General features: G+C 39.1%; 28 protein-coding genes. 11 read left to right on the forward strand and 17 right to left on the reverse strand.

The genetic code is table 11. The annotated features are described in order from the left end of the window. The first annotated feature begins 186 nt into the window (after nucleotides 1–186). The 7 genes from MMG00_RS06620 to MMG00_RS06650 all read left to right on the forward strand — a co-directional run bounded on the left by MMG00_RS06620 (nucleotide 187) and on the right by MMG00_RS06650 (nucleotide 7,112). A complete protein-coding gene (locus MMG00_RS06620) occupies nucleotides 187–711 on the forward strand; it encodes a carboxymuconolactone decarboxylase family protein (protein WP_242153155.1) in 525 nt (174 codons plus the stop codon). Nucleotides 712–1,350: 639 nt separating this feature from the next. Then, nucleotides 1,351–2,613 (forward strand): glutamate-5-semialdehyde dehydrogenase, encoded by a 1,263-nt coding sequence (locus MMG00_RS06625; RefSeq protein WP_242153157.1) that lies wholly within the window; start codon nucleotides 1,351–1,353, stop codon nucleotides 2,611–2,613. A 153-nt stretch (nucleotides 2,614–2,766) separates the two neighbouring features. Then, nucleotides 2,767–3,099, forward strand: a complete 333-nt coding sequence (grxD, locus tag MMG00_RS06630) for a Grx4 family monothiol glutaredoxin (protein WP_242153160.1) — start codon at nucleotides 2,767–2,769, stop codon at nucleotides 3,097–3,099. A 79-nt stretch (nucleotides 3,100–3,178) separates the two neighbouring features. After that, the gene (upp, locus tag MMG00_RS06635) at nucleotides 3,179–3,814 is read left to right on the forward strand and encodes a uracil phosphoribosyltransferase (RefSeq protein WP_242153163.1); all 636 of its coding nucleotides are present in this window, start codon (nucleotides 3,179–3,181) and stop codon (nucleotides 3,812–3,814) included. A gap of 368 nt (nucleotides 3,815–4,182) precedes the next feature. After that, nucleotides 4,183–6,114 (forward strand): lytic transglycosylase domain-containing protein, encoded by a 1,932-nt coding sequence (locus MMG00_RS06640; RefSeq protein WP_242153166.1) that lies wholly within the window; start codon nucleotides 4,183–4,185, stop codon nucleotides 6,112–6,114. 231 nt (nucleotides 6,115–6,345) lie between these two features. After that, on the forward strand, nucleotides 6,346–6,822 hold the full coding sequence (locus MMG00_RS06645; protein ID WP_242146670.1) for a DUF2726 domain-containing protein: 477 nt from the start codon (nucleotides 6,346–6,348) through the stop codon (nucleotides 6,820–6,822). An 11-nt stretch (nucleotides 6,823–6,833) separates the two neighbouring features. Next, entirely contained in the window at nucleotides 6,834–7,112 is a 279-nt protein-coding gene (locus tag MMG00_RS06650) for a GIY-YIG nuclease family protein (protein WP_242146672.1), read from the forward strand. Nucleotides 7,113–7,261: 149 nt separating this feature from the next. Here MMG00_RS06650 and MMG00_RS06655 read toward each other — a convergent pair whose 3' ends face one another. Further along, nucleotides 7,262–8,431, reverse strand: coding sequence for a saccharopine dehydrogenase family protein (locus tag MMG00_RS06655; RefSeq protein WP_349775513.1), 1,170 nt, complete (start codon nucleotides 8,429–8,431; stop codon nucleotides 7,262–7,264). A 410-nt stretch (nucleotides 8,432–8,841) separates the two neighbouring features. On the opposite strand from MMG00_RS06655, the gene MMG00_RS06660 reads away from it, so the two are divergent. The 3 genes from MMG00_RS06660 (at nucleotide 8,842) to MMG00_RS06670 (ending at nucleotide 11,496) form a co-directional block, all read left to right on the forward strand. After that, nucleotides 8,842–10,059 carry a CinA family nicotinamide mononucleotide deamidase-related protein gene (locus MMG00_RS06660; RefSeq protein WP_242146676.1) on the forward strand — a complete coding sequence of 406 codons (1,218 nt, stop codon included), beginning with the start codon at nucleotides 8,842–8,844 and terminating at the stop codon, nucleotides 10,057–10,059. Between the two features lie 244 nt (nucleotides 10,060–10,303). Then, nucleotides 10,304–10,711 carry an 8-oxo-dGTP diphosphatase MutT gene (gene mutT, locus MMG00_RS06665; protein ID WP_242146678.1) on the forward strand — a complete coding sequence of 136 codons (408 nt, stop codon included), beginning with the start codon at nucleotides 10,304–10,306 and terminating at the stop codon, nucleotides 10,709–10,711. A gap of 71 nt (nucleotides 10,712–10,782) precedes the next feature. Beyond that, entirely contained in the window at nucleotides 10,783–11,496 is a 714-nt protein-coding gene (locus MMG00_RS06670) for a hypothetical protein (protein WP_242146680.1), read from the forward strand. Between the two features lie 71 nt (nucleotides 11,497–11,567). Here MMG00_RS06670 and ruvA read toward each other — a convergent pair whose 3' ends face one another. The 3 genes from ruvA to MMG00_RS06685 are packed head-to-tail and all read right to left on the reverse strand — an operon-like array spanning nucleotide 11,568 to nucleotide 13,404. Further along, nucleotides 11,568–12,176: a Holliday junction branch migration protein RuvA gene (gene ruvA, locus MMG00_RS06675; RefSeq protein WP_242146682.1), complete on the reverse strand. Its 609-nt coding sequence runs from the start codon at nucleotides 12,174–12,176 to the stop codon at nucleotides 11,568–11,570. Continuing rightward, on the reverse strand, nucleotides 12,173–12,655 hold the full coding sequence (gene ruvC / locus MMG00_RS06680; protein WP_242146684.1) for a crossover junction endodeoxyribonuclease RuvC: 483 nt from the start codon (nucleotides 12,653–12,655) through the stop codon (nucleotides 12,173–12,175). The genes ruvA and ruvC overlap by 4 nt, the downstream gene beginning before the upstream one ends. After that, nucleotides 12,652–13,404, reverse strand: a complete 753-nt coding sequence (locus MMG00_RS06685) for a YebC/PmpR family DNA-binding transcriptional regulator (protein WP_242146686.1) — start codon at nucleotides 13,402–13,404, stop codon at nucleotides 12,652–12,654. Before MMG00_RS06685 ends, ruvC begins: the two co-directional genes overlap by 4 nt. Before the next feature lie 318 nt (nucleotides 13,405–13,722). Here MMG00_RS06685 and MMG00_RS06690 point away from each other — a divergent pair, with 318 nt between their 5' ends. Further along, nucleotides 13,723–14,625, forward strand: coding sequence for a LysO family transporter (locus MMG00_RS06690; RefSeq protein WP_242146688.1), 903 nt, complete (start codon nucleotides 13,723–13,725; stop codon nucleotides 14,623–14,625). An 85-nt stretch (nucleotides 14,626–14,710) separates the two neighbouring features. On the opposite strand, the gene phnP is transcribed toward MMG00_RS06690, so the two are convergent. From phnP to phnC, 13 genes are all read right to left on the reverse strand, one after another. Continuing rightward, nucleotides 14,711–15,481 carry a phosphonate metabolism protein PhnP gene (gene phnP, locus MMG00_RS06695; RefSeq protein WP_242146689.1) on the reverse strand — a complete coding sequence of 257 codons (771 nt, stop codon included), beginning with the start codon at nucleotides 15,479–15,481 and terminating at the stop codon, nucleotides 14,711–14,713. 61 nt (nucleotides 15,482–15,542) lie between these two features. After that, nucleotides 15,543–16,109, reverse strand: a complete 567-nt coding sequence (locus MMG00_RS06700; RefSeq protein ID WP_242146691.1) for a ribose 1,5-bisphosphate phosphokinase PhnN — start codon at nucleotides 16,107–16,109, stop codon at nucleotides 15,543–15,545. Between the two features lie 155 nt (nucleotides 16,110–16,264). After that, nucleotides 16,265–17,410, reverse strand: a complete 1,146-nt coding sequence (locus MMG00_RS06705) for an alpha-D-ribose 1-methylphosphonate 5-triphosphate diphosphatase (protein ID WP_242146693.1) — start codon at nucleotides 17,408–17,410, stop codon at nucleotides 16,265–16,267. Next, a complete protein-coding gene (gene phnL, locus MMG00_RS06710) occupies nucleotides 17,400–18,098 on the reverse strand; it encodes a phosphonate C-P lyase system protein PhnL (RefSeq protein WP_242153356.1) in 699 nt (232 codons plus the stop codon). Before phnL ends, MMG00_RS06705 begins: the two co-directional genes overlap by 11 nt. A 23-nt stretch (nucleotides 18,099–18,121) precedes the next feature. After that, a complete protein-coding gene (phnK, locus tag MMG00_RS06715) occupies nucleotides 18,122–18,910 on the reverse strand; it encodes a phosphonate C-P lyase system protein PhnK (RefSeq protein WP_242146695.1) in 789 nt (262 codons plus the stop codon). Continuing rightward, entirely contained in the window at nucleotides 18,907–19,779 is an 873-nt protein-coding gene (locus MMG00_RS06720) for an alpha-D-ribose 1-methylphosphonate 5-phosphate C-P-lyase PhnJ (RefSeq protein WP_270049266.1), read from the reverse strand. Before MMG00_RS06720 ends, phnK begins: the two co-directional genes overlap by 4 nt. A gap of 3 nt (nucleotides 19,780–19,782) precedes the next feature. After that, a complete protein-coding gene (locus MMG00_RS06725; RefSeq protein WP_242146697.1) occupies nucleotides 19,783–20,892 on the reverse strand; it encodes a carbon-phosphorus lyase complex subunit in 1,110 nt (369 codons plus the stop codon). Between the two features lie 10 nt (nucleotides 20,893–20,902). Then, on the reverse strand, nucleotides 20,903–21,487 hold the full coding sequence (phnH, locus tag MMG00_RS06730) for a phosphonate C-P lyase system protein PhnH (RefSeq protein ID WP_242146698.1): 585 nt from the start codon (nucleotides 21,485–21,487) through the stop codon (nucleotides 20,903–20,905). Beyond that, nucleotides 21,487–21,957, reverse strand: coding sequence for a phosphonate C-P lyase system protein PhnG (phnG, locus tag MMG00_RS06735; protein WP_242146700.1), 471 nt, complete (start codon nucleotides 21,955–21,957; stop codon nucleotides 21,487–21,489). The genes phnH and phnG overlap by 1 nt, the downstream gene beginning before the upstream one ends. A 253-nt stretch (nucleotides 21,958–22,210) precedes the next feature. Continuing rightward, the gene (phnD, locus tag MMG00_RS06740) at nucleotides 22,211–23,107 is read right to left on the reverse strand and encodes a phosphonate ABC transporter substrate-binding protein (RefSeq protein ID WP_242146701.1); all 897 of its coding nucleotides are present in this window, start codon (nucleotides 23,105–23,107) and stop codon (nucleotides 22,211–22,213) included. Between the two features lie 135 nt (nucleotides 23,108–23,242). Then, complete coding sequence (phnE, locus tag MMG00_RS06745) at nucleotides 23,243–24,037, reverse strand: phosphonate ABC transporter, permease protein PhnE (RefSeq protein WP_270049267.1); 795 nt, start codon at nucleotides 24,035–24,037, stop codon at nucleotides 23,243–23,245. Between the two features lie 13 nt (nucleotides 24,038–24,050). Beyond that, nucleotides 24,051–24,947 carry a phosphonate ABC transporter substrate-binding protein gene (gene phnD, locus MMG00_RS06750; RefSeq protein WP_255836327.1) on the reverse strand — a complete coding sequence of 299 codons (897 nt, stop codon included), beginning with the start codon at nucleotides 24,945–24,947 and terminating at the stop codon, nucleotides 24,051–24,053. 26 nt (nucleotides 24,948–24,973) lie between these two features. Further along, nucleotides 24,974–25,780, reverse strand: a complete 807-nt coding sequence (gene phnC / locus MMG00_RS06755; protein ID WP_242146703.1) for a phosphonate ABC transporter ATP-binding protein — start codon at nucleotides 25,778–25,780, stop codon at nucleotides 24,974–24,976. Nucleotides 25,781–25,813: the final 33 nt, after the last annotated feature.

The raw sequence follows: 25,813 nt of genomic DNA on the forward strand, positions 1-25,813 counted from the left end.
TACGCTTAGAACTTTGCGATATGACTTTCTCATAGTATTCAAAATATGCAACAATTCACCCATTGCCTGATTATGATACAGTCTAATTTCATTGATCATGCAGTTTGGTAATTTAAAATTTAAATTCAAAATCATACTTGCCGCGAACCTCTCGTTCAAGGCAGATATCAGTAAGGAGATATTATAATGGCTATTGATACAATCAAAGATATGTTACCGGCTTATGCAAAAGATATGCGTCTTAACTTCTCAACAGTATTAACGGAAGCAGGCGCGCCGGGCCTTACAGAGAAACAAATTGCAGCAATTGCTGTATCTGTTGCACTTAGCACAAAATGCAAAGTACTCGTTGAGCAGATGGAAAAATTTGCACAAGACTTCTTAACAGAAGAAGAGTATCAAGGTGCTCAAATTGCAACGAGCATCATGAGCATGAATAACATCTACTATCGTTTTACACACTTAGTATCTAACGATGAATATACAAAATTACCAGCACGCCTTCGTATGAACCAAATGGCAAATCCTGGGATTGATAAAGTAACTTTCGAACTTGCTTCAATCGCTGTATCTGCTGTTAACGGTTGTGGTATGTGTGTTGACTCACATGAGAAGAACCTTCGTGAACTAGGAGTTTCTTCACAAGGCATTCAATCAGCTGTACGTATTGCGGCGGTACTCTTCTCAGTAAGTGTTTCTTTAGCAAACTAATGTAGGTGCATTACCTATTTAACAGCTCCATCTACTTAAAGAGTGTAATGCGCAAACTATTGAAATTATGATGATTTCATAACTGTGTCCTTAAGCACTAGAAACTCTTTCCCCTTTATGAGTTTCTAAGTACTTTTTTACTCCCTTAAGAAATTAATTCTTAAGGGAGTTTTTTTATGAGCAATAGTTATCGAGCTAAAACTTCCCTATCCAATACTCTATTACTTAAACAATATTGCTTAAATACTATTTCCTTGACTCTCTCTATTTCTATCTATTTCTTTAAATCTAATTTAGAGATTTAATTTAGAGGACTCGTTTTAAAGTATCCTTCATTAAGCATCCTTGAGATAATTCCAATGCGTCCCATTAAAATCTCAGGGAGAAACCACGTCACAATATTCTTTCTTCTTTTATCACTAAGAGATATGAGCCTCTTTTAAGCTTTAGAAAATAAATACAAAGTAATATTTTAGGACCTTGAAGATTTCTGAATAAAGCCCCTAAATTCGCTATACTGACCATCTATAAAGACGCAATAAATCTCCATTTAGGATTCAAATAAAATTAGCCTTCACCGCACCGCTAAATTGACCTAAATTTAACAAGGAGATCAATAAAATATGAAGAGGATTGAAGATGTTAAATTATTGGCAAACTGTCGGAGAGAATGCACGTTGTGCCTCTGAGAAATTACGCCTTGCTGATTCTGGGAAGAAAAACGCACTCCTTGAAGCGCTCTATCAAGAAATTTTAGATCATCGAGATGCTATTAAAACAGAAAATACTAAAGATCTTGAAAATGCGAAATCTAAAAACTTTGATGCGGCATTTATTGACCGCTTAACTCTCAATGATGCTCGCATTACAGATATGGCAAATGGCGTCAAAGAGATGGTTTTACTCCCCGACCCTATCGGTGAAATCACCGATCTTAAAACCCGCCCTTCAGGCATTCAAGTCGGAAAAATGCGCGTACCGCTTGGGGTTATTGCCATTATTTATGAATCACGCCCTAATGTCACGATTGATGCCGCAGCGCTCTGCTTAAAATCTGGAAATGCCGCCGTTTTACGAGGCGGAAGTGAAGCTTTTTATACCAATCAATATTTAGCAACACTACTTGCTAATGCGCTAAAAAAAGTGGATCTGCCGGCAGAAGCTGTCCAAATTATTAATACGACAGATCGTGAGATTGTTGATCTCATGGTGACATCACCACAATATATCGATGTGGTCATTCCTCGTGGTGGGAAATCTCTTGTGGAGAGAATTAATAATCAGGCAACTGTGCCCGTCATTAAACATCTCGATGGCGTTTGTCACACTTATGTGGATATTGATGCCGATCTTACCAAAGCATATCATGTTGTAGATAATGCCAAAACACAGCGTTACGCACCTTGTAACACTATGGAAACATTACTTCTTAATGAGAAGATTCTTAAAAAATTCCTACCTGAAATGGCAACTATTTTAGTAGAAAAAGGGGTTGAGATTCGGGCTTGTGAGAAATCCTTAGCGATTTTAAAAACTGAAAATATCCCCGCGATTATTGCCACAGAAGAAGATTGGCATGCAGAATATTTAGCACCAATATTAGCGGTTAAAGCCGTGAAAGATATGGATGAAGCAATCAATCATATCAATCACTACGGATCGCATCATACCGATGTGATTTTAACGGAGAACTATTCTAAAGCCATGCATTTCTTAAGAGCTGTTGACTCAGCTTGTGTCATGATCAATGCTTCATCGCGTTTTTGTGATGGCTTTGAATTTGGCTTAGGGGCAGAGATTGGCATCTCAACAGATAAGATCCATGTTCGGGGGCCTGTTGGGCTTGAAGGATTAACTTCACAAAAATATATCGTTCTTGGCCATGGAGAAGGACGACAATAAATTTTGAACAGCGTCGCAAAAAGAGCGTATTACTACTCTATAATAGAGCGATCAGAGAAACATTACGGCATGTTGCCATTTTTATGGGTATAATATGCCACTTTTTTAAATAACTGATAAAATAGCATGGTATTTTGACTAGGAGTGAATAACATGACAGAAAAAGCAACACTTGAGAAGATCCATAGCCAAGTAACCGAGAATCCTGTAGTAATTTACATGAAAGGAAGCCCACAATTTCCTATGTGTGGATTCTCAAGCAGAGCTGCTCAAGCGCTTGCCGATACAGGCCTACCTTTCTCATTTGTAAACGTGATGGATGATTCTCAAATTTTTGAACATCTTCCAAAATATGCAGATTGGCCAACATTCCCACAAATCTACATCGGTGGGGAATTAATCGGCGGCTGTGACATTGTTTTAGAATTAGCAGAGCGCAATAGCCTAAAACAGATGATGAATGATGCAATTGAAAACCAAGCATAATCTGCCATAAAACCTTCATTTATCATTCATTACAAAAGGCCCATTCACTATGGGTCTTTTGCTAACAAGGAGTCTAATTATGAATGTCTTTGAGATAAAACACCCACTCGTTGCCCATAAAATCGGTAAAATGAGAAAAGCTGAAATCTCAACAAAAGATTTTAGAGAGCTTGCATCTGAGCTTGCACAACTACTTGCTTATGAAGCAACTAAAGATCTAGAAACTGAAACACGAACCATTCAAGGATGGGCGGGCGATGTTGAAGTAGAACAGATTAAAGGTAAAAAAGTCACGATCGTCCCTATTTTAAGAGCCGGTATCGGTATGCAACAAGGGGTTTTAGAGTTAATCCCTGGTGCTCGTGTTTCTGTCGTGGGTTTTGAAAGAGATCCTGAGACTTTAGAAGCAGTACCTTACTATCAAAAACTCACAACTCACATGGAAGATCGCACCGCATTAATTATCGATCCCATGCTTGCAACTGGTGGCACAGCAATTGCAGCAATCGATCTTTTAAAACAAGCGGGCTGTAAAAAAATTAAAGCCCTCTTTTTAGTGGCTGCGCCAGAAGGGATTGCAAAATTACATGCAAAACACCCTGATGTTGATATCTACACTGCCTCCGTTGATAACTGCCTAAATGAAGATGCTTATATTCTTCCAGGCCTTGGCGATGCCGGCGATAAAATTTTTGGAACTGTTGAAGAAGCATAATGTAACTTCATCATCATAATTGACATTGAGCTCCTTGCAATGATTTTTTATTAAAATCATTTCTAGGGCTCTTTTGTTTTTACACTTTTAAGAAATTTTTAATGATTTATTGCAAAAAGTGTACAGAAACAACTCATTTTATAGATTAGTATTTCAATAGAGATTTAGCGCATTACCATTCATCAAGTGAAAAAAAATGACTAAAAAATCTTTAGGATTGTGACTATATCTTTCCAATTTAATCTATTTAAAAGATAATAGATTATCAATAAATATGATACGGTATTTATAATTAAGTACCTATATTTAAAAACAAGTTATTACAATAAACTTCTACTTTCAGATTTGCATTGTAAAGAGACCCTATTATGATTCTTTTTTTGAATAAAATGCCTCTAAAGCCCCTTTCGATACTATTGGGCACACTTCTTACACTATCGCAGATAACGATTGCGTCTGAAGCCAATGAACAACAATGGTTTCAAATCGGAAAACAAGCAATTATCAAAAAAGATTGGGAAACCTATCAATCTTCACGAGAAAAACTCCTTGATTCAAGCCTTCTACCCTACCTTGAGTTTTACTACTATCAAGAACGTATTGAAGAGAGTGATCCACAAGAGGTTTTAGAGTTTGCTGATAAATATGCCAATGAGCCCTTTGCCAACACCTTAAAGATTGTACTTTTTAAAGATCGAGAGCGTAAAAAGAATTTTCAATTCATCCTTGATAATGCTCAGTTTGCCAACACCCTTGGCTTAAAATGTTATCTCTATAATGCTCAATATCAACAATCAACGCTCGATCTTGCTGAATTTCAAAAATCTTGGGAAAATAACCTACAACTCCCTTCAGGTTGCAGCACTGTGGAAGAGTTTTGGCTAGCTAATAATAAAGATCTCTCCTTAATTATTAAAAAGATTGATGAACTACTACTGATAGGTAGAACCGCAAGAGCCAAGCAATTAATAACCTCTTTGCCGCAAGAGCAACAAACCTATTATAACTACTTTATCGACCTACTGAATAACCCTAGCAATTTGTTAGAAGTGTCGACCTTTTATCCAGAAGGCAAAGCACTTTATGCAAAAGTATTGCAAAAATGGTCAAGCCAAAACTCTTTACAAGCCGGCAAAGGCCTTAATTTTGCAAAGCAGAAAGATCTTTTAACAAAAGAAGATTACATCACACTTCGAAATCGTATTGCCGTTTTTCAAGCAGGGAGAAATGATGTTGTTGCACCGCTTGAAAAAATCCTCGCCATTCCTGCTGATGAAAGAGATGATCAAGTCATTCAATGGGGCTTTAGGCTTGCGGCAAAACGGGGAGATTATCCTGTTGCGCTAGCGCTTTTATCGGGACTCTCAGAAAGTGCATTACAAGAAGATGTCTGGCGTTATTGGTTAGGCAGAACTTATGCAGAAGTAGGCGATCAGGAGCAAGCTAAACACTATTATGAGCTTATTCAAAATGAGCCCTCTTTTTACGGCTTCTTAGCCGCTGATGCGCTGCAACACAATTACGATGGCATCACCAATATTGCCAATGAACAGGGAAATTTATTTACCAATGGCCTTAATGCTAGATTCTCCATGGGATTATTATTAGCAAAAGTCAATGAAGAGTACTTTAGCCGCGTTAAATGGCGTGAAGCACTCAACAATAGTAGTAAAGCCGATCAGGAGGCTGGGAGTATCGCCGCATTTGATGAAGGCTTTTATAACTTAAGCTTACAAGCAGCCGCAAGAGCAAGAGCGGCGGGTGGCTTACCTTACCGTTACCCTAGTGCATACGTTCCTATCATCGAGCAATATAGCGATGATTTCATTACAAAACCGATTGTTTTAGGCTTAATTCGCCAAGAGAGCCTATTTCATGAAAAAGCTAAATCTCCTGCTAGCGCCCATGGTTTAATGCAATTACTGATTCCCACTGCTGAAAAAATGTCCTCAACCCTCAATGAGAGTGAGCGAGAATCGCTTTATGAGCCAGATGCCAATATTCGCTATGGCGTCACTTATCTTCGTTATTTACAAGAGAGTGTTGGCAGCTGTATTCCTTATATTTTAGCAAGCTATAATGCCGGTCCTCACAATGTGAAGAAATGGCTTCCTAGCGAAGCTGATAGTGATATTGATATTGCGCTTTGGATCGAAACAATTCCCTTTTATGAAACTCGAGGCTATGTCAAAAATGTGCTTAGTAATGCGGTGATCTATCACACATTAAATAAAGAGCCTAAACGCTTATCAGAGTACCTCAATTGTAGAGTGCCTCAAGATAATATTGCTCAGCAATAAAAGCCTCTATCTTCACGCTATAGATAATAGATAACGCTTAAATCTGTCATCGTATTAATGATATAATGCGATGACTTTTTTATGAAAGTATTATCCATTACTACTTTCCAACATAGATCATCAAAGAGCTTCCCTCTTTGATGAGGAACTTGAGCTTATACTATGCTTTTTAAACTGCTTTTTATTGTCCTTATTTTTTTAGGTTTTTTTCTCTTCCTTCGTTGGAAATTTATGCCTAAAAAAACCATTATTGAAGATAGGCCAACGCCGGCTTCTTGGTATCAATCTGTATCAGGGCTCTTTACTCCAGCCGAACAGTTATTTCTCTCAAGCTTAGAGATTGCACTTGATGGCGTACCTGTAAAGATCTATGGAAAAGTGCGCATTGCCGATATTATTAAAGTAAGACCGGGGCTTGAAAGAGGCGATTATTCCGGCGCTTTTAGTAAAATCCGCTCTAAACATGTGGATTTTGTCCTTGCTCATCCTTTAACAACCGCCCCCCTTTTAGTGATTGAGCTTGATGATAGCACCCATGATCAACATGAACGAAAAGTTCGTGATGCCTTTGTCGATGAAGCAATGTACCAAGCGAAAATTCCCATTTTGCATGTTCCCCTTCGTAAACGCTATCATGAACAAAATCTTCGAGCGCAGATTGTCGATATCTTAAGAGAGAATCATGATTATCGCTTCCAAGATATGTAATCTTATTCTTAATGACTGATCTAACTGCTGAAAAACACTTTTTCTATGTCCTTCAATGCCAAGATAATACCTTTTATGCAGGTTATACCATTGATCTTGAAAGAAGACTTCTAGAGCATAATGAAGGCAATGGCGCTAAATACACAAAGCCTCAAAAACGCCGTCCTGTTATCATGATTCATACAGAATCTTTTGTGACAAGAAGTGAAGCAATGAAGCAAGAGTATGCTTTTAAACAACTCACACGAAAACAAAAAGAGCAATATTTACAAGATCACTCTATTCCTTAGTCTATTTTCCCCTTTTCCATTCCCTGCTTTCCATTTCTTGAGCTTATAAAAAACACGAGGGATATCTCGTGCTTTTGTAATATAACTCATACTTGTAATCACCTAAAGTCCGGTACTCATCACACAACAATAAGACTTTAAAACCAAAACTAAATAATCTGCGCTTCTATCTTTTCTGTAAAATAGACTCGATTTCCCACCGCAGATAATACTTCCCTTGCCACTCTTTCTGCTTGGTTAATGGCAATCTCTGGTGGAATTAAGCCTTTTGCCGTAATCTTCCCATTTAATGCTTCACTAATTGCAGCAGCCGCTGCATAAGGTGTTGGGTCTCCGGCATCATTAGTACCATGATATTCAATAATCACCGTACAGGATTGTCCTAACTTCTCTCCTTTAGCAATTACTTGAAACATCGTCTTATTACTCATCGCTTCATCTTGCAAAGAGAGCGATGCGATTCCAATATTGCTTCCCATAAATCGCGCTAAATATTGTCGTGGCGCTAAAGGAAGAGACTCTGAAACTTCAAAAGCGCTCAAACCTAAGCGGTTGAATGATTGCCAAATCTCATTCCCCTCATCTTGTCGCCAGCGAAAACGGATTGAGGCATTCTTCACATCTTCTAAAAAAATGCCTAAAGTCACTCCTTCAGGATGCCCCATATAACCAATCTGATAACGACCATTTTCTTCTTTAAAGGTAAACTCTTTCTGACCTGACCATGCAGGAAAATATTGCACCTTGCCTCCCACATATTGGGGTACATCACCAGACATTGAGTGAAGCATGTGATCATTAACGGTCATTCCCATTGTCGGCACATAAGCAATAACGCTCGCAATCTCAATATCATAGGTGGTATCTAGCAGATCATATGCCCATTTAGCAACTAAATTAGAGATTCCTGGCGAAAACCCCATGCCAAATAATGCAAAAACCTCTGCATCTTTAGCCGCTTGATTTAGCGCCATATCTTGTGCAAGCGAAACGGTCACATCATACTCATCACAGACATCAATATAGTTGATCCCGCATTCTATCACCGTTTTTATGATCCTTAAGCCATAGCGATAAAAAGGACCTACCGCATTAAAGACTAAATCAGCCCCTTTGATCGCTGTTTTAATGCTCTCTTTATCACTAGCATCAAAAGCTATTGCGCTTCCCTTTAATGCATCTGCTACTATTTTTGCCCGCTCCAAATTAATATCTGCAATAACGATCTTTATATCGGCAAACTTCGCCCTTACTAATTGCGCTGTTTCTGTTGCGATATTTCCCGCCCCTAAAATAACCAACTTCATAACCCCTCCCATTAACCAGACAATTAAGCTACTGATTTAATAACAAAATAAGGAATAATCATCTATTACCCCTTATCTCATGCTCAAAGGATTAGCACAATGGCAAATCAAAAACCGCTTGATTTCCATCAAGATAATACGCTTAATACCGATCAATAGGCATCATAACCCCTGCTTTACTAATGAATTTAAATAAATAAAGCGAATCTTAGAAACACCATTTAATCTATGCTATTTACTACAGTTTTTTCTTGCGTCAAATATTATTACAAGAACCTTCGTAGTAACTTTAAAGCACTCAAATATCAAAAGATGAAGGAATCGATAAAGCAACGGGGCTGAATATCTGTAATTCAGAGAATCTTGTTGTAGAATAAATAAGGTTAAATATTCAATCTTCATATCATAAAGAGGATTTCCAGATGAAAGCAGAAATTATCGTCAGTGGCTCAGAGCTTCTTTTAGGACAATCAATTGATACCAATGGTCCTTGGATTGCTCGTAAACTCAGTGAGATTGGGATTGATTGCCACTTTAAATCAACGGTCGGCGATAATCTCAACAACATGGCAGAGACCTTTTCAAAAGCGATGACCCGTGCCGATATTATCCTTTGCACCGGTGGACTTGGCCCAACACAAGATGATATTACCCGAGATGCGCTCGCTAAAGCGCTCAATCTTCCTCTTATTTACGATGAAGCGCTTGCCGAAAAGATCCGTGAAAAATTTAAAGCACGGAATCGTGCGATGTCAGATAATAATCTAAGACAAGCTTATTACCCTGAAAATGCCACTATCTTAGATGCATTTCCCGGTACAGCGCCCGGTATTTACCTTCAGCATCAAGGAAAACATCTCTTTTTAATGCCGGGGGTTCCCTCTGAAATGAAGGTGATGATGGAGGAAGATATTATTCCGCTTCTTACCTCCCTACTGCCTAATATTGAGCGAATTTACACTAAAACGCTTCGCTGCTGGGGAAAAGGCGAATCAGATATCTCAGCACTTCTTGCGGAAATTAATGATGAACTGGATCATCTTCCTAACCCGAAACTCTCTTTTTTAGCTTCTGGAATTGAAGGTATTCAAGTACGTTTTTCTGCAAAAACAGCAACCGAATCAGAGGCAATGACGCTCATTGAGCCTTTTGCAACTCGGGCAAAAGCGCTACTTGGCAATCTCTTTTTTGGGGAAGATGATGTCAGTATGGAAGCTACCGTTGCAAAAATGCTCGATCAGAAAACGTTAACACTTGGACTTTATGAATCCTTTAGCGAAGGCATGATTGCAACGCGCCTGAATGAAAAGAGCCAAACCCAATACTTTTTTAAAGGTGCTTGGGTTGAAAGCCGGGAACGTGATCTCTCTGTTGAGGCTTATAAAACAAAGCTTTACTATATTCAAACACTAAGTCATGCAGATATTGTGACAACCGTTCATGGTGAAGAGATCTCAAAAAATAACCTTCAACTCACCCTTTTATTACAACACCACGATCAGCTTTATGAAAAATCAATGATTATTCCTTACTTTAATCATCAAGCTGCGGTAAGCTTCTCAGTGATTAATCTTCTAAATATGGTAAGACTCTATCTAGTTGGCGCTCTTGAATCTGACGACTCAACCATTTCCCCATAATAGATCCTCTTTACTAACGACAATTATAGTGAAATTGGTTTAAAAGTGACTAAATCAGATTGCCGGCACATCGATTATGAGAAGCTCAAGAATCGTTCTATCCGGTAACATGCAAACTAATTTGACATACTCTGTACCTCAATACTTTTAAAATAATGTTTCTTAAACCGAATCTGCTATAGCATCTCAATTACTATACTGAACCTATTACAAATAACTTTATAAAAAGATCAAAAGAATAAACATGACTCAAATACCTAAAAAAATTCGTGTCGTTGCCGGCATTATTTGGAATGAAGACCAAACACAAATTCTGCTTAGCCAACGTAAATTAACGCAAGACTTTAGTGGCTTATGGGAGTTTCCTGGCGGTAAAGTTGAAGAGGGAGAAGATGATGCTTTAGCCCTTATTCGTGAACTGCAAGAAGAGCTTAATATTACAATCACAACACAAGAAAAAGCCCTCTCATTCCAATATGAATATCCGGCAAAAACTATTGATTTTGTAATTTTTGATGTCTTTAAATTTAAAGGAACCCCAAAAGGTGCTGAATCTCAAACCATCGCTTGGGTTGATAAAGATGAGATCAGAAAACTCAAATTCCCAGAAGCGAATTATAAGATGTTAGAATATATTACAAAGTTTTCATAAATATCTTATTCAATAGCACTAAAGGCCAGAAAAACAAGGATGTTGTCCTGATACTTTAATAGAGGTTTATCATGATGTATCCCAATCATGCTTTTTTCACGAAAAAGCTGATAACTATTTATCTCATCATCCTTATGGGATTTTGTCATAACATTATTTATGCAGAAACTATTGCGAATTACATCCCTAAAAACCACTATCTGCAAGATTTTATCAAAACGGATCTTAACCAAGATGGGAAAACAGATTATCTCCTTCTCACTAAATCAATGTCTTTAGAGGCAATTGAAGAAAACCGATTTGAACAAGTGGTGGATCGAAATCGTCGTGGCATTATCGTCCTTTTAAAGCAAGACATTGGCTATCAGAAAATTGCCGAAAATCTCACCCTTTTCGATTCAGAATTTGAAGATGGCGGCGTCTATTTCCCGCCAGATCTTTCGATTAATATCATCCAAGATAAAATTACCTTCCATTATGCGCATGGTCGCTATGGCTATTGGTTTTATACCTTTAGATTACAAGATAACGCCCTTAAACTCATTGGCTTTGAAGCGCATAGTAACCGTGGCCCTGACCCGATTTCTATCATCAGCGTCAATTACCTTACACAAAAAGTAAAATACGCAAGAAACATCACTGAAAGCCAATTTAACGAGAAATGGGTCGAAAAATGGAAAACTATCCCGAATCTCCCTTTATTAGATATTAACGATATCCCTACCATCCATGATGATAAGTTGTTTGATATTACGCATGGGATTGATCTTGATTTTCTAGATTAAATTTACACAATAAAAATGCCGGTATCCTTAAAGATTACCGGCATTTTCAAATCTAGCTTATTCAATAATGTTTATAGTTTAAGCGCAAGCGGAATAATTGCTTCCAGTGTAAGCCCTGGTTTTGCGACTTTATTAACACGTTTTTTCGCCTCTGCTTGGCTATAACCAAGACTTACTAATGCTTCGATCGCTTCTTCTACAATCACATCGCCATCACTTAAGAGAGAACCTGTGCTTGAAGCTATTAAATCTTCTGTAATATCGAGTGGCGCTAAGGCTTTTATCTTATCTCTTAACTCTATAATTAAGCGCTCTGCAGTCTTTTTACCAACGCCGGGGACCTTCATTAAGCTTGTTAAATCTTCCGTTTGAATCACGCGATAAAGCTCTTCTGCGGATAATCCTGAAAGAATAAGCACAGCACTTTTAGGACCAATGCCGGAAACCCGGATTAAAAGGCGAAATGCTTCACGCTCTTTAGGACTACAAAAACCATAAAGCAGGCTCGCATCTTCTCGTACCACATGATGAATCGTGAGCTGAACGTTCTCCCCTTCACTTGGGAGCTTTGCAAAACTACTCATCGGTAATTCTACTTCATAACCTACGCCACCCACATCGACTAATGCCTGATTCGGTAAACGCTTCTCCGCTAAAACACCTGTTAAACGACCAATCATAATAATCCTTCTAATCTACAATGAAATGCGTGAGTTAATGCTGCTGCAAGCGCATCTGCGGCATCTGCTTGAGGCTTTTTATTAAGCTTTAAGAGCGATTGCACCATATGTTGCACTTGCTCTTTTTGCGCATGCCCTTGCCCTACAATTGTCTGTTTAATACGAGTCGCCGCATATTCATGCACCACAAGGTTCGACATTGCGGCTGCGCACATCGCAACGCCTCTCGCTTGCCCAAGCTTTAAGGCTGATTGAGGGTTTTTATGTAAAAAGACCTCTTCAATAGAGAGGACTTTAGGGCGATAAAGCCCAATCAGTTGATCAACACCTTGAAAAATTGTTAACAACCGATTCGCCATTGGTTCATCTGTCTTCATACGAATACAGCCTGAATCCACATATTGTGGCTTTCGACCACTGATATCGATCACACCATAACCGGTAATTCTCGAACCAGGGTCGATTCCTAAAATGATCATTTAAAGAGTTGCTCTAAAATCTCATCTGAGATATCTGCGTTTGAATAGACTTTTTGTACATCATCTAAGTTTTCAAGTGCTTCAACCATCGCCATCACTTTTTCAGCAGCTTCTGCATCAATTGAGACATTATTATCCGCGTATTGTGTCACTTCTGAATCTTCTGGCTCAAATCCTGCCTCAACCATCGCATTATGGACTTCCACGTAGCTTTGCGGCATTGTTAAGACTTCGATTGAACCATCTTCATCAACGATCACATCTTCAGCACCTGCCATAATCGCCGCTTCTGTAATACCATCTTCATCTGAGTTCTCTGGATAAGAGAGCACACCAAGTTCTCTAAATTGGAATGCAACAGAACCATCAGTCCCAAGGTTACCACCATATTTTGTAAAAGCATGACGCACTTCTCCAGCGGTACGGTTACGGTTATTAGATAAGCAATCCACCATAACAGCAACACCGCCAGCGCCATAACCTTCATAACGGATCTCTTCATCTGGAGGACCATCAGTAATTCCAAGACCACGATTGACCGCACGCTCAATCGTATCTTTTGGCATATTTGCCGCAATCGCGCGATCCACTGCTAGACGAAGACGAGGGTTGGTATCAGCATCCCCATTCCCGCTTGAACGAACAGCAATAGTGATCTCACGGATTAATTTGGTAAAGATTTTACCGCGTTTTTTATCCTGCGCACCTTTACGGTGTTGGATATTTGCCCATTTACTATGACCTGCCATATGTATCTACCTTATTTTTGACAAGATGATAAAAGAGAACATTTTAGCATAAAACTTCTAAAACAAATTGTGATTAATTATCCGACTCTTATTCAAGATTCTTGGCATGACTGATTTTGCTTTTTTTAATAGCAGTTCCTTAAAAAGGTTTTAAGAATATATCTTCTTAAAAATCCAGAAAACGCTCTCTTAGCCTACTATTATCTGGTAGACTATCTGTCGCTCATTTAACCCTTCAATAGTCGTTAAATATGGCACTATTCCATTGCTTTATAAATCATTACCCCTATCACTTTTCATTGGTAAAAATATCATTTTATGCTCCAAACGCTGACTTGGGTTTTGCTACCACTTTTAATTGGTTTTGCAATTCCCCTTAAAAATAGAAGTTTGATTAAAACCGTCGATTATCTATTAATTGCGCTGATTTATATCATTCTCTTTATTATGGGGCTCAATCTCTCAGCTATTCCAGATCTTTGGTCTCAATTACAATCTATTTTTGGAAAGACGATTGTTTTTATCATTGCCATTTTAGGATTAAATATGGTTGCACTTCTCTTTCTAGATAAGCAGCTCCCCTTCCCGTTAAAACAATCATCCCTCAAACAAGAATCTACCTGGCATGCATTACTTGGCTCTTTTAAACTTATTGGTAGTATTTTATTAGGGTTAATCGTTGGATTATTTGCACACGAATATTTCACAGTTCCAGAGCATCTCACAGAAACAGCTCTTGTCTTTTTACTTGCCTGCGTTGGCTTGCAACTAAGAGCTGGCGGCATCAAGCTTAAAGCCGTTTTACTCAATCGTTATGGCTTGATTTTAAGTTTCTTCTTTATCATTTCATCATTTCTGGGCGGTATTATTGCGGCGCTCATTTTAAAGATGCCAATCACTCAAGGCTTAGCCATTAGCTCAGGCTTTGGCTGGTATTCACTCTCTACGATTATCTTGCAAGATGCTCATGGCCCAATCATCGGCTCTATTGCCTTTTTTAATGATCTTTTTAGAGAGTTTTTCGCCTTTATGGTTATCCCTCTTTTAATGGCAAAATATCCACTTTCAGCAGTAGGCTCTGGCGGCGCAACCTCTCTTGATTTCACCTTACCTGTCATTCAACGAACAGGCGGCGCACAAGTTGTGCCAATTGCTATTAGCTTTGGCTTTATCACCAATATCTTAGCGCCAATATTTTTAGTCTTTTTCGCAAACCTTTAAATATCTACCTGCGACTTCTTTAATGGCGAAACTTGGCCCCAAAAACCATTAATAAAATCATCTTATTTTCTAAATCAAGTATCTACTATTTATTGAAACTAAAACACATGCCGTCATATGAGATCACATAGTTATTCGGTAGTATTGCTTGATGACGGGGATTTTGTAACCATGCTTCTAATTCATGGCCAATATGAGTTAAGACAACTTGATTACAATTAAGTTTTTTCGTTGTTTCGATAAGGGTATTAATATCATTATGATTTCTAGGTGTTATTATTTGTGGTGGAAAATTGCAATCAATAATAAGATTATCAATTTCATGATTTTGTAAAAAATCTATCGTTTCCTTTGGCAAACCTACAGTATCGGTTAAATAGGCTATTTTATGATGATTCCCTTCAATAAAATACCCCATTGTTAGCTTTGAATGATTGAGTTTTAATGCAGTAATTGCTAGCCCAATAATCTCTCGTTGCTCCCCATGTCGCCATGGTTTTTGAAAATCTAAAATGCCGGGATTTTTATAAAGATCCGCAAATCCTAATGGATCATCAGGACCATAAATAGGTATTTGCTGACTCTTGCCCCACCGTAATGCTAATAACCCTTGGGCATGATCTGCATGATAATGCGTTTGCAAAATCCCCTTAATCTCATCACGCGAAAATCGGCGGTGAAGATCCGTTAAACCGGCATCAATCAATAATATTTGATCTTGATAACGAATCATTGCCGAGCAAGGTTTTCGCTCTAAGTAAAGATCATTTCTAGCGGCAAGACAAACAGCACAATCACAGCCAAATACGGGAATTTCGGCAACATCACCTGTGCCTAATAATATCAGTTCAAACATCGCTATCTCCGTATTTCTCTCATCATAATCTCACCTTTTATCTACTTAAAGCATACGATTATCAGATAACTAAAGGTCGATGTGATAAAAGTAATGCAATAAAATCATTAACAACCGATTCTAAAGGCTGATCAGCATTGATTTGCACAATCTCACGATCTTCGCCAATATGGCTTAATTGAGTGCTTCTCGCAATTCTCTTTTCAATCTGTTCATGAGTTTCCCTACCTCTTCCGATTAATCTTTCTGTTTGGCTTTCAGGACTTAACTCCAAATAGACAGGGCATAATTTCTCCCCATAACGCAATTTTGCCTCTGCCCAATAAGAGCGTGAACCATTAAGTAAAACGATTTTTCCCTCAGCGAGATCCTCAAGCCACTGCTTATCATAACCATAAAAAAAGCCATTCGCTTCCCAATAGAGAGAAAAACAGGACTTATCAGCAAACTCTTTAAAGGTTTCTGAACTCATAACATTATGTAGCTCGGCATCACTGCGTACAATTTTACGAGTAATGTAACGTGGCGGCCGACTAATCTCAGCTCCGAAATGCTCCGAAACTTCCTCAATAACACTATCTTTGCCAGCGCCAGATGGTCCCATAATGTAATACGCTCGTTGATTCATTGGATCTATTCCTTTTTCCTTTATAGATAGAAGCCATTTATCCAGCTTTAGGATCTTATGATAATCTATCAATCGAATTCAATGCCGGCGATAATCTTTAAAGATTATCTTTAAAAATCATCTAATTCCTCAAGATTACCGCCAACACCTCTCTCTTAAATCACTCGCTTTCCGCTCTTCCAAACACTTTGTATGAGCGGTTGATTTCCATGAAGAGATACTTGCAGTAAGTCTGCTTTCTTACCTAAAGCAATTTCCCCACGATCTCTTAAATTAACTGCTTCTGCTGGATTCTTAGAAACACAACGAATCGCTTTAGGCAGATCAAAACCAATCTCTTCTTGTGTTAAGATAAATGCTGCCTGAATCAAACTTCCTGGATAGTAATCACTCGATAGAATATGAAGTAAATCCTGCTTTGCTAAAGCGCTTGCCGCAACATTCCCAGAATGAGACCCCCCACGAACAATATTCGGCGCCCCCATTAACACAGAAAGATCTCGGCGAGTAGAGTGAATCGCCGCTTCAACCGTTGTCGGAAACTCCGCAATTTTCATGCCTAAAGTCGCTGATTCAGCCACATGATCTTCTGTTGCGTCATCATGACTTGCCATCACGATTTGATGATTGCGACAGTAATCAGCAATATCTAACCGATATTTTTGACTATATCGCTTCGCATTCGCAATCTGCTGTACTTCAAATGCCGCCATCTCGTCTAAGGTTAGACCATATTTCTGCCGATAATAGACACGATAATGGCTAATCTCCTCAAACTGCCTTTGTCCTGGCGTATGATCCATTAAAGAGACTAATCCTACATGTTCATTGCCCACATTTTCTGAAAAAATCCCCCAAGTTTCAGGATGTGCCACTTCACAGCGCAGATGCAATTTATGCTCTGAGCGTGTTAAACCATGCTTTTGCGAATAATTAAGCGCCTCAATCATTGGCGTTAAACTATCTAAGCGCACACTTTTCGGATGAATATCTCCAATTGAGATAGCATCAAAAACAGTTGTAATACCGGCACTTGCAATCTGATTATCGTGGCTGATCATCGCTGAAGTTGTAGGCCACGATACTGTTGGACGTGGCATCATATGCTTTTCTAAATTATCCGTGTGCAGTTCCACTAATCCTGGAATGAGATAATTCCCTTCAAAATTAACCGCTGAAGGGTGCGTGATATTTCCCGCTGAAATATCTGTAATGACCCCATCTTTCACGACAACGGTTCCATGTAAGACTTCATCAGCAAGAACAACATTCGCATTTGTAAAAATTTGCTCAGCAGACATGATTTGTTACCTCATTATTTAAGACACTAAACTGACGATCACCTACTTTTTCACGCACATAAGCATCATGAAAAATACCGATAATTGCACTTCCCTGTTTTTTTGCTTCTTCGATTAACTGTAAAACAACATCACGGTTTTTCTCATCTAAAGAGGCTGTTGGCTCATCGAGCAGTAAAATCGGCCAATCCACCATAAATCCTCTCGCAATATTAACCCGCTGCTGCTCACCGCCTGAAAAAGTACTGGGTGCTAAATTCCATAATCTTTCTGGAATATTTAACCGAGTTAAAAGATCTTTCGCTCGCATTAATGCCTTCTCTCGATCAATCCCACGTTCTAACGCCGGCTGAAGCACTACATTTAAGGTCGTAACTCTTGGTATTGTCTTTAAAAACTGGCTAACATAACCGATATTATTTTTGCGTAATGCCACCACTTCTCGCGGCGCTGCATTCACCATATCGACCCAAGTATCCCCTTTTCTCACTTTTAAAGCGCCACTATTGGAAAGGTAGTTACCATACATCATCCGAAGCAATGTCGATTTACCAGATCCAGATTGCCCTGATAAAATAAGACAAGAGCCAGCATAAGCATCAAAATTAAGCCCGTTAAAAACATTTAACTCAGCGCTATCTTGATGATGGAGCACAAAGGTTTTAGAAATATTTCGTGCAGAAATCATTATCTCAGACACAGTAAAGCTCCTTAAACTTGTAAAATAGAAGAGACCAACAACTGGGTATAAGCATGTTGCGGATCATCTAAGATTTGATCGGTTAATCCTGTTTCAATCACGCGCGATTTTTGCATCACGACCAAGCGATCGGCTAATAAACGCGCAACCGCAAGATCATGCGTGACTAAAATAATAGAAAGGTTATATTGGCGAACAAGAGAGCGAATGAGATCAAGCAGCTTTGCTTGCACCGATACATCTAAACTCGAAGTAGGCTCATCCATAAAGACTAAACGGGGGTTTGACACAAGATTTCGCGCAATTTGCAAACGCTGCTGCATTCCGCCAGAGAATGTTTTCGGGTAATCATTCACACGATCCACAGAAATCTCCACCTCTTCCAGCCACTTTTTCGCAGTTTCATGGAGTTTTCCATAATGACGGACACCTTGTGCCATCAAGCGCTCACTGATATTCGCTCCGGCTGAAACGCCCATTCGTAAACCATCACGCGCATTTTGCTCAACAAATCCCCATTCAGTACGCAATACCTTACGGCGATCGGCTTCTGATTGACGATAAAGGTCTTGTGCTTCTCCTTTTTCAGAGATGTAATTAACCGTTCCAAAATCCGGCATTAATCTGCCAGAAATTGCCGATAATAACGTTGATTTTCCAGATCCTGATTCCCCAACAATTCCCACAACCTCACCTGGATAGATCTCGAAAGAGACATCTTGGCAACCTTTCTCTGGGCCATATAATTTTGTAAGGTTTTCAATCTTTAATAGCGGGATTTCTACCATTTCCATCTTCATTTCTGATCTCTCTTTGCTAATACATCTTGGCAATAATCTGTATCGGAACAGACAAAAATATGCCCACCTTTATCATCGATCACCACTTCATCTAAGAAGGAATCGCCGCTACCACAAATCTCACAATTTTGTGACCATTTTTGAATCTCAAAAGGATAATCTTCAAAATCTAAGCTCACCACATCCGTAAAAGGTGGCAAGGCATATAATCGTTTTTCACGCCCAGCACCAAAGAGCATTAACGCTTCACTTTGATTCATCTTAGGATTATCAAATTTTGGAATTGGCGAAGGATCCATAATGTAATGATCATTCACTAATACAGGATAAGCATAAGCGGTTGAGATATTGCCAAAGCGCGAAATATCTTCATAGAGCTTCACATTAATCACGCCATAATCTTGTAAAGCATGCATTGTGCGCGTTTCCACTTCTGAAGGTTCGATAAAACGTAACGGCTCTGGAATAGGTACCTGAAATACCATAATTTGCCCTGATTTTAACGTTGCCTCTGGGATTCTATGGCGCGTTTGAATAATGTCTGCATCTAACGTATTCGTGGTTGTTGCGACATGTGCTGTCTTTTCAAAGAATTTACGAATAGAGATCGCATTCGTTGTGTCATCTGCCCCTTGATCAATCACTTTTAAGATATCATCTTGACCAATAATACTTGCCGTCACTTGGATTCCACCAGTTCCCCAACCATAAGGAAGCGGCATTTCTCGCCCGCCAAATGGTACTTGATAACCGGGAATAGCGACTGCTTTTAATAAACCTCGGCGTAGCATTCTTTTGGTTTGCTCATCTAAATAAGCAAAGTTATAAAGACTCTCTTCCGGCATTTTTGTGCATATTGAATCTTGCATTTTTTATTCTCCTTGCGCCATTTCAGCCTGCATTTGCGAGCGTTCAGCCCGAATCTTACGAAGTAGTTCCAATTCAGATTGGAAATCAACGTAATGTGGTAATTTAAGATGAGAAACAAAGCCAGAACTCTCGACGTTATCACAATGAGCGAGCACAAATTCATCATCTTGTGCCGGTGAAATACGCTCTTCATCCCATTCATCTGCTCGAAGCGCTCTTTCTACTAATGCCATCGCCATCGCTTTTCGCTCACAATACCCAAATGCAAAACCATAACCGCGCGTAAATTGCACATCATCGGCACTTTCTACAAACTGATTGACCATTTCACACTCTGTCACTTCAATCATGCCAATCGGAATCTCTATCCCGATCTCTTCCGGCGCTAGCCAAACTTCCACATCGCCTAAACGCATTTCTCCCATAAATGGATGTGTTCTGCCCCAGCCTCTTTGCGTTGAGTAACCAAGCGCTAATAAGAACCCTTCATCACCGCGCACTAAGAGTTGTAATCTCTCGGCTCGATTGCTCGGAAATTGCATAGGCTCACGAGTAATATCGCTCTCTTGCGATAAATTTTTCTCATTCGGTGCATACATTAAACCTTCGTTGACTAAAAGGTCTAAGATATGGGGATATTGAGTAGATTCATCCTCTTTTACTGGCAATGATTCTACTTCTAACGGCGTTAAAGGAGATTCTGTTTCTGCCGCTAAGGCAAAATCTAATAAACGGTGTGTATAATCAAAAGTTGGTCCTAATAATTGTCCTCCAGGAACATCTTTATATACTGCAGAGACTCGGCGTTTTAAGAAAATATTCGCAGTATCAAGCGGTAAACTATCGCCAAATCGAGAGAGCGTTGTTCGGTAAGCTCGCAGCAGAAAAATCGCTTCCACTAAATCACCCGCACTCTGCTTAATGGCTAATGCCGCCAGATCTAGATCATATAAAGATCCCTCACTCATCACGCGCGAAACAGCAAGCGGCAGCTGCGCTTTAATCTGCTCTACTGATAATTCAGGGATACTCAGATCCCCGCGGCGATATTCATCTAAATAATGGTGGGCATTTTCAATCGCCTTTTCGCCACCTTTCACAGCTACATACATAAAGAGCCTCTTATAAGGATATTTGAGTTGTTCGAGGAAGCGCTAAAATCTGATCGCCTCTAGTGAAAATAAAATCAATACCACATGGAAATGCAATGAGCTTTTGACGGAGATTCCAAAATTCTGCCTGCAAAGGAAGTTCACATAATCGATGATTTTGAATGCCGGGACCTTGCCATTTGCTCTGATGGTTCGCCGCATTTTCTGGCAATTGAATAATGATTGTCGTGGATTGATCGGGATAACGCTCATCTCCTAACGAAAAGTCAAATGACGTTTCTGCGAGAAAGTCTGCTAAATCATAAATTGCAAATTGCGCTTTTTCCTGTATTGAGGTGATCTTACAACCTGAGTGAAACGTTAAATTTGCGCTCACCGCAATGCTCTGCCACGCTTTTGGCAACCATAAATAGGTATCTGCATCTAAGAGTGATAAAACAAGGGAAATAGTGCCAGGATTGAGTGATTCGATCGCTTCTACAGCTGAAGTTTGTTGCCATTTTCCCGGTTCGCTCATTGCGAGCAATGCTTGACGAAATGTCTTTTGGGAATCATGAATAGGATCTTTAAATCCTGTAATATACGGCGTTGTCATTAGTCTTCTCCTCGCACCATCGTAAAAAAGTCTACTTTCGTGGTTTGTACCTTTGCCGCGAGGGCTTCTTTTTCGGCCAGTAATTTAAGGCGTAGCGGTTCAATCACTGTTTTTTGCCAATTTTCCGCATTTTCACTCTGTAAATAGGCATCTGCTAATGCTATTAATTCTGAAGCTTTCTTATCTCGACCAATAAGATAACCGAACCCTACTTCTCCACTCTTTAAGCGAACTGCGCTACGAGTAATTGTCACTTCTCCCACATTAAATATTTGCCCTTCTCCTGCTGTTTTCCCTTTCACCATTGCCATCCCAATTTCTGGCGTTCGCAGTAGATCATAACTTTCTGCTTTCAATTGCGATTCATATTGTAAAAGAGCGGAGGATTGTTGCGTTAAAACTGATAGCCAAGCTTGCCGCTTTTGGGCGGCTTCATACTCTTTCGAGAATGAAAATTGTGTCTCTTGCATGAATATTTCTTCCATTGATTCAAACGTTAATAGATAAAACTTCGGGGAAAAATTGTGCACTTCACAAAAAATGAGGCGCACCGTTAATATTAGTAATGCTCTAACAATGTATTCATCACGTATTTATCACATCCTCATCATTCGTTTATGGATAATACCGATCTAATGAGGATCTACTCTTTCTACCCACTAAAGTGAGCTATAAAGTAATCTACAGAGTGATTTTCCAGCGTTTCCAGAGCCTATTTTGAGATTATTTTGATTTCGCTTTAAAGCTCTCTAACTCTCTAGTAGGAATCAGATGATCATTATTTGATTCTTTAAAGCTCGACCAACTTAAGTTATTTAAAATCTTTGTCTCTTCAGGGTTATCACGACCATAACTCATGAAAAATTCCTTAATATTCTTTTTAAGATCTTCTGGTAAATCAGTATGCCAAACTAAAGGATCCGATGAGATTTCAGGAGATTCCCAAATCACTTTTACCTGCTGTAATAAAGGAGAGTTCTTGCCCTCTAATGCGCTCCAATGTGTACTATTAAAGGTTGCAACATCTACATGCTTATTCGCTACCGCCATGAAGTTACTCTCATGATTGGCATTTAAAGTTCTCTTAAAGACCTCATTGGGATCGACATTATTCACCCCAAAGACATAATAAGAAGGTACTAAGTTACCGGATGTTGAATTAGGATCACCGTTGCCAAAGGTTAGCTCAGAGGCTTGCGTTAAGACATCTTTCACATTATTGATATCTTTATTATCTTGATGCGTAATGAGGTAACTTTTATAACCGGTTGTGCCATCATCATAGACAACTTGTGCAAAGATCTCACCAGAAGCTCGATCTACCGCTTCCATCGCAGATTTATTGCCATACCATGCAAGATCTACCTTGCCAAAACGCATGCCTTGAATCACACCGGCATAATCACTAGCAAAAAATGGTTTCACTTCTATTCCAATTTTTTCGCTCATATCATCAAGCATGGGTTGCCAATTAGCACGTAAGTTTTGGGAGGATTCTGTACTGATAATGCCAAAGTTAATTACCTCTTTTTCAGAAGCTTGGCTCACAGAGAGTAAGCCAATTACTGTTAAGGATACTGCTGAAAGTTTACGAATGTTTCTAACCACTGAACGAATCATGTTTTACCTTTAAATGTATCTTGAATCTCGTTAAAAAATACCCCTTAAAGGAACCTAAAAGGCTGGCTCTATGTTCCTTTAAGGAACTGCTACTTCGATTTGAAACTAAACTTTTGCATCAAGCGGATGCTTGTTTTAAATAAACTTCTTACGAAGATGTTGTGAAAGCATATCGATCAGAGAGACTGTCACAATAATGATGAGGATAATGGCTGTTGTCTGAGGGAAACTAAAACCTCGGATACTCTCCCAAAGTAGTACACCTATTCCACCAGCACCCACCATTCCAACAACTGTTGCAGAACGAACATTCGATTCAAAGCGGTAAAGCGCATACGAAATCCAAAGGGGTAGTACTTGCGGAATAACGCCGTACTGAATCTCTTGCAACTTGCTTGAACCTGTTGATCTTACGCCTTCTACAGGACCTTCATCAATCGCTTCAACAGCTTCTGCAAAAAGTTTTGCCAGCGAACCTGTTGTATGAAGAAAGAGTGCCAGAATGCCGGGGAAAGGGCCTAATCCTACTGCGGCAACAAAGATCATGGCGAAAACCATCTCATTAATGGAGCGAAGGGCATCCATCAAGCGTCTAACGATCTGCTGCACCCAAACCGGTGCAATGTTGGAAGCACTTAATAATCCAAGAGGAACGGCAAAGATAATCCCTAATAATGTCCCCCAAATCGCGATATAGAGCGTTACTAACATCTCATCGAGATAAAGACGCCAGTGGGAAAAATCAGGCGGGAAAAATTCCTTCGCCATAATCCACATATTGCCAGAATCTTTGACCAATTGAAGCGGCGCCATTTCACCACCTTTCCAAGAGATCGCGAGGATCATAAAGATCCCCACAATTAAGATCCAGTTAAACCATTTTTTATAAAGGCTGATAGGTTTTGCTGTAACAGTCATCTGATTACTCACTTATTATCTCTTCCTATTGGCTGTTAGAAGCTTTAAACTTCTCTAATTCACGGGTTGGAATAAGCTGATCGTTACTAGATTCTTTAAACTTTGACCACGTTAAATTTTTTAATATCTCTTGCTCTTTTGGACTATCACCATATGTCATAAAAAAGTTTTTGATATTCCCTTTCAGCTCTTGGGATAAATCAGTACGCCATACTAAAGGATCTGAAGATATTTCAGGGGATTCCCAAATCACCTTCACTTTTTCAATCAATGGCGATTGTTTTGCTACTAAACTATCCCAGTTATTACTATTAAATGTCGCAACATCGATATGTTTATTCGCCACTGCCATGAAATTACTCTCATGATTTGCGTTTAATGTTCTTTTGAAGATCTTATTAGCATCAAGATTATTCACCCCAAAGACATAATATGCCGGTACTAAATAACCAGAAGTTGAGTTGGGATCGCCATTACCAAATGTTAAATTGCTTGCCTTGGCAAACATATCTTCGATACTATTAATAGTGTCATTATCTTTATGCGTAATAATGTAGCTCTTATAACCTGTTGAACCATCGTCATATACCACTTGAGCAAAGACTTCACCAGAAGCACGATCGACCGCTTCCATCGCAGATTTATTTCCGTACCAAGCGATATCAACCTTGCCAAAACGCATTCCCTGAATGACGCCAGCATAATCACTAGCAAAGAAAGGTTTTACTTCTATCCCCAGCTCTTCACTCATATCATCTAGCATCGGTTGCCAGTTTGATCTTAAGTTTTGTGAAGACTCTGTACTGATAATTCCGAAATTTAAAACATCTTTTTCTGCAGCATTACCAAATGAGAGAAACCCCATAACAGCAAAGGATACAGCAGATATTTTGCGAATATTTTTAACCATTGAATGAATCATATTTTCACCTTTATTCAAATATCAAACTAACTTAATTGAAGATCTAAAATAGAAGCACAAGGAATTTCTTTTCTTTGCGTTTTCTGAGGAACTGATGCGTATAAATTTTCTAAAAACTCATCACTTAAAAGCTCCATTTCCCCGTAATAACGGACATGTCCTGATTTCAGGGCAGCCACATATTGACAATATTGACGGGCATAATCGACTTGATGAAGCGTAACGATCACTGTTTTACCATCTTTCTCATTAATATCTCTAAGCGCTTGCATGACAGAACGTGCAGATTCAGGATCTAACGATGCAATGGGTTCATCTGCTAAAATAATATCGGCCTCTTGCATCAATACCTTAGCAATTGCCACTCGTTGCTGCTGCCCCCCAGATAATGTGGAAGCTCTTTGATAGGCAAGGTCTTTTAACCCTACTCGCTCAAGGCAAGAGAGTGCTTTTTCTTTCTCTTCTTTTGTAAAAAACTTACAGACACTGCGCCAAAAAGGAACTCGAGATAAATTACCAATCAGGACATTATCAAGCACTGATAATCGTGTTACTAAGTTAAATTGTTGAAAAATAAAACCAATCTTAGAGCGTTGCACTCTTGCTGATTTAACAATAGCACCATAATTTTGAATAGTGCTACCAAATATTTCGATATTACCAGATGATGCTACTGTCAATGCATTAATATGGCGAAGTAGAGTTGATTTTCCTGACCCTGAAGGACCAAGGAGCGCCGTCATCTGCCCTTTAGGAAACTCTAATTCGATATCAAAAAGCACCTGCTTTTTACCAAAAAACTTGTTGAGTAATTCTATTTTAATTGCATTCATCTTTATTCCTCCTTACTAGGATGAATGCAGTAT

Source organism: Ignatzschineria rhizosphaerae, from assembly GCF_022655595.1.
In the GTDB taxonomy this organism is placed as follows: domain Bacteria; phylum Pseudomonadota; class Gammaproteobacteria; order Cardiobacteriales; family Wohlfahrtiimonadaceae; genus Ignatzschineria; species Ignatzschineria rhizosphaerae.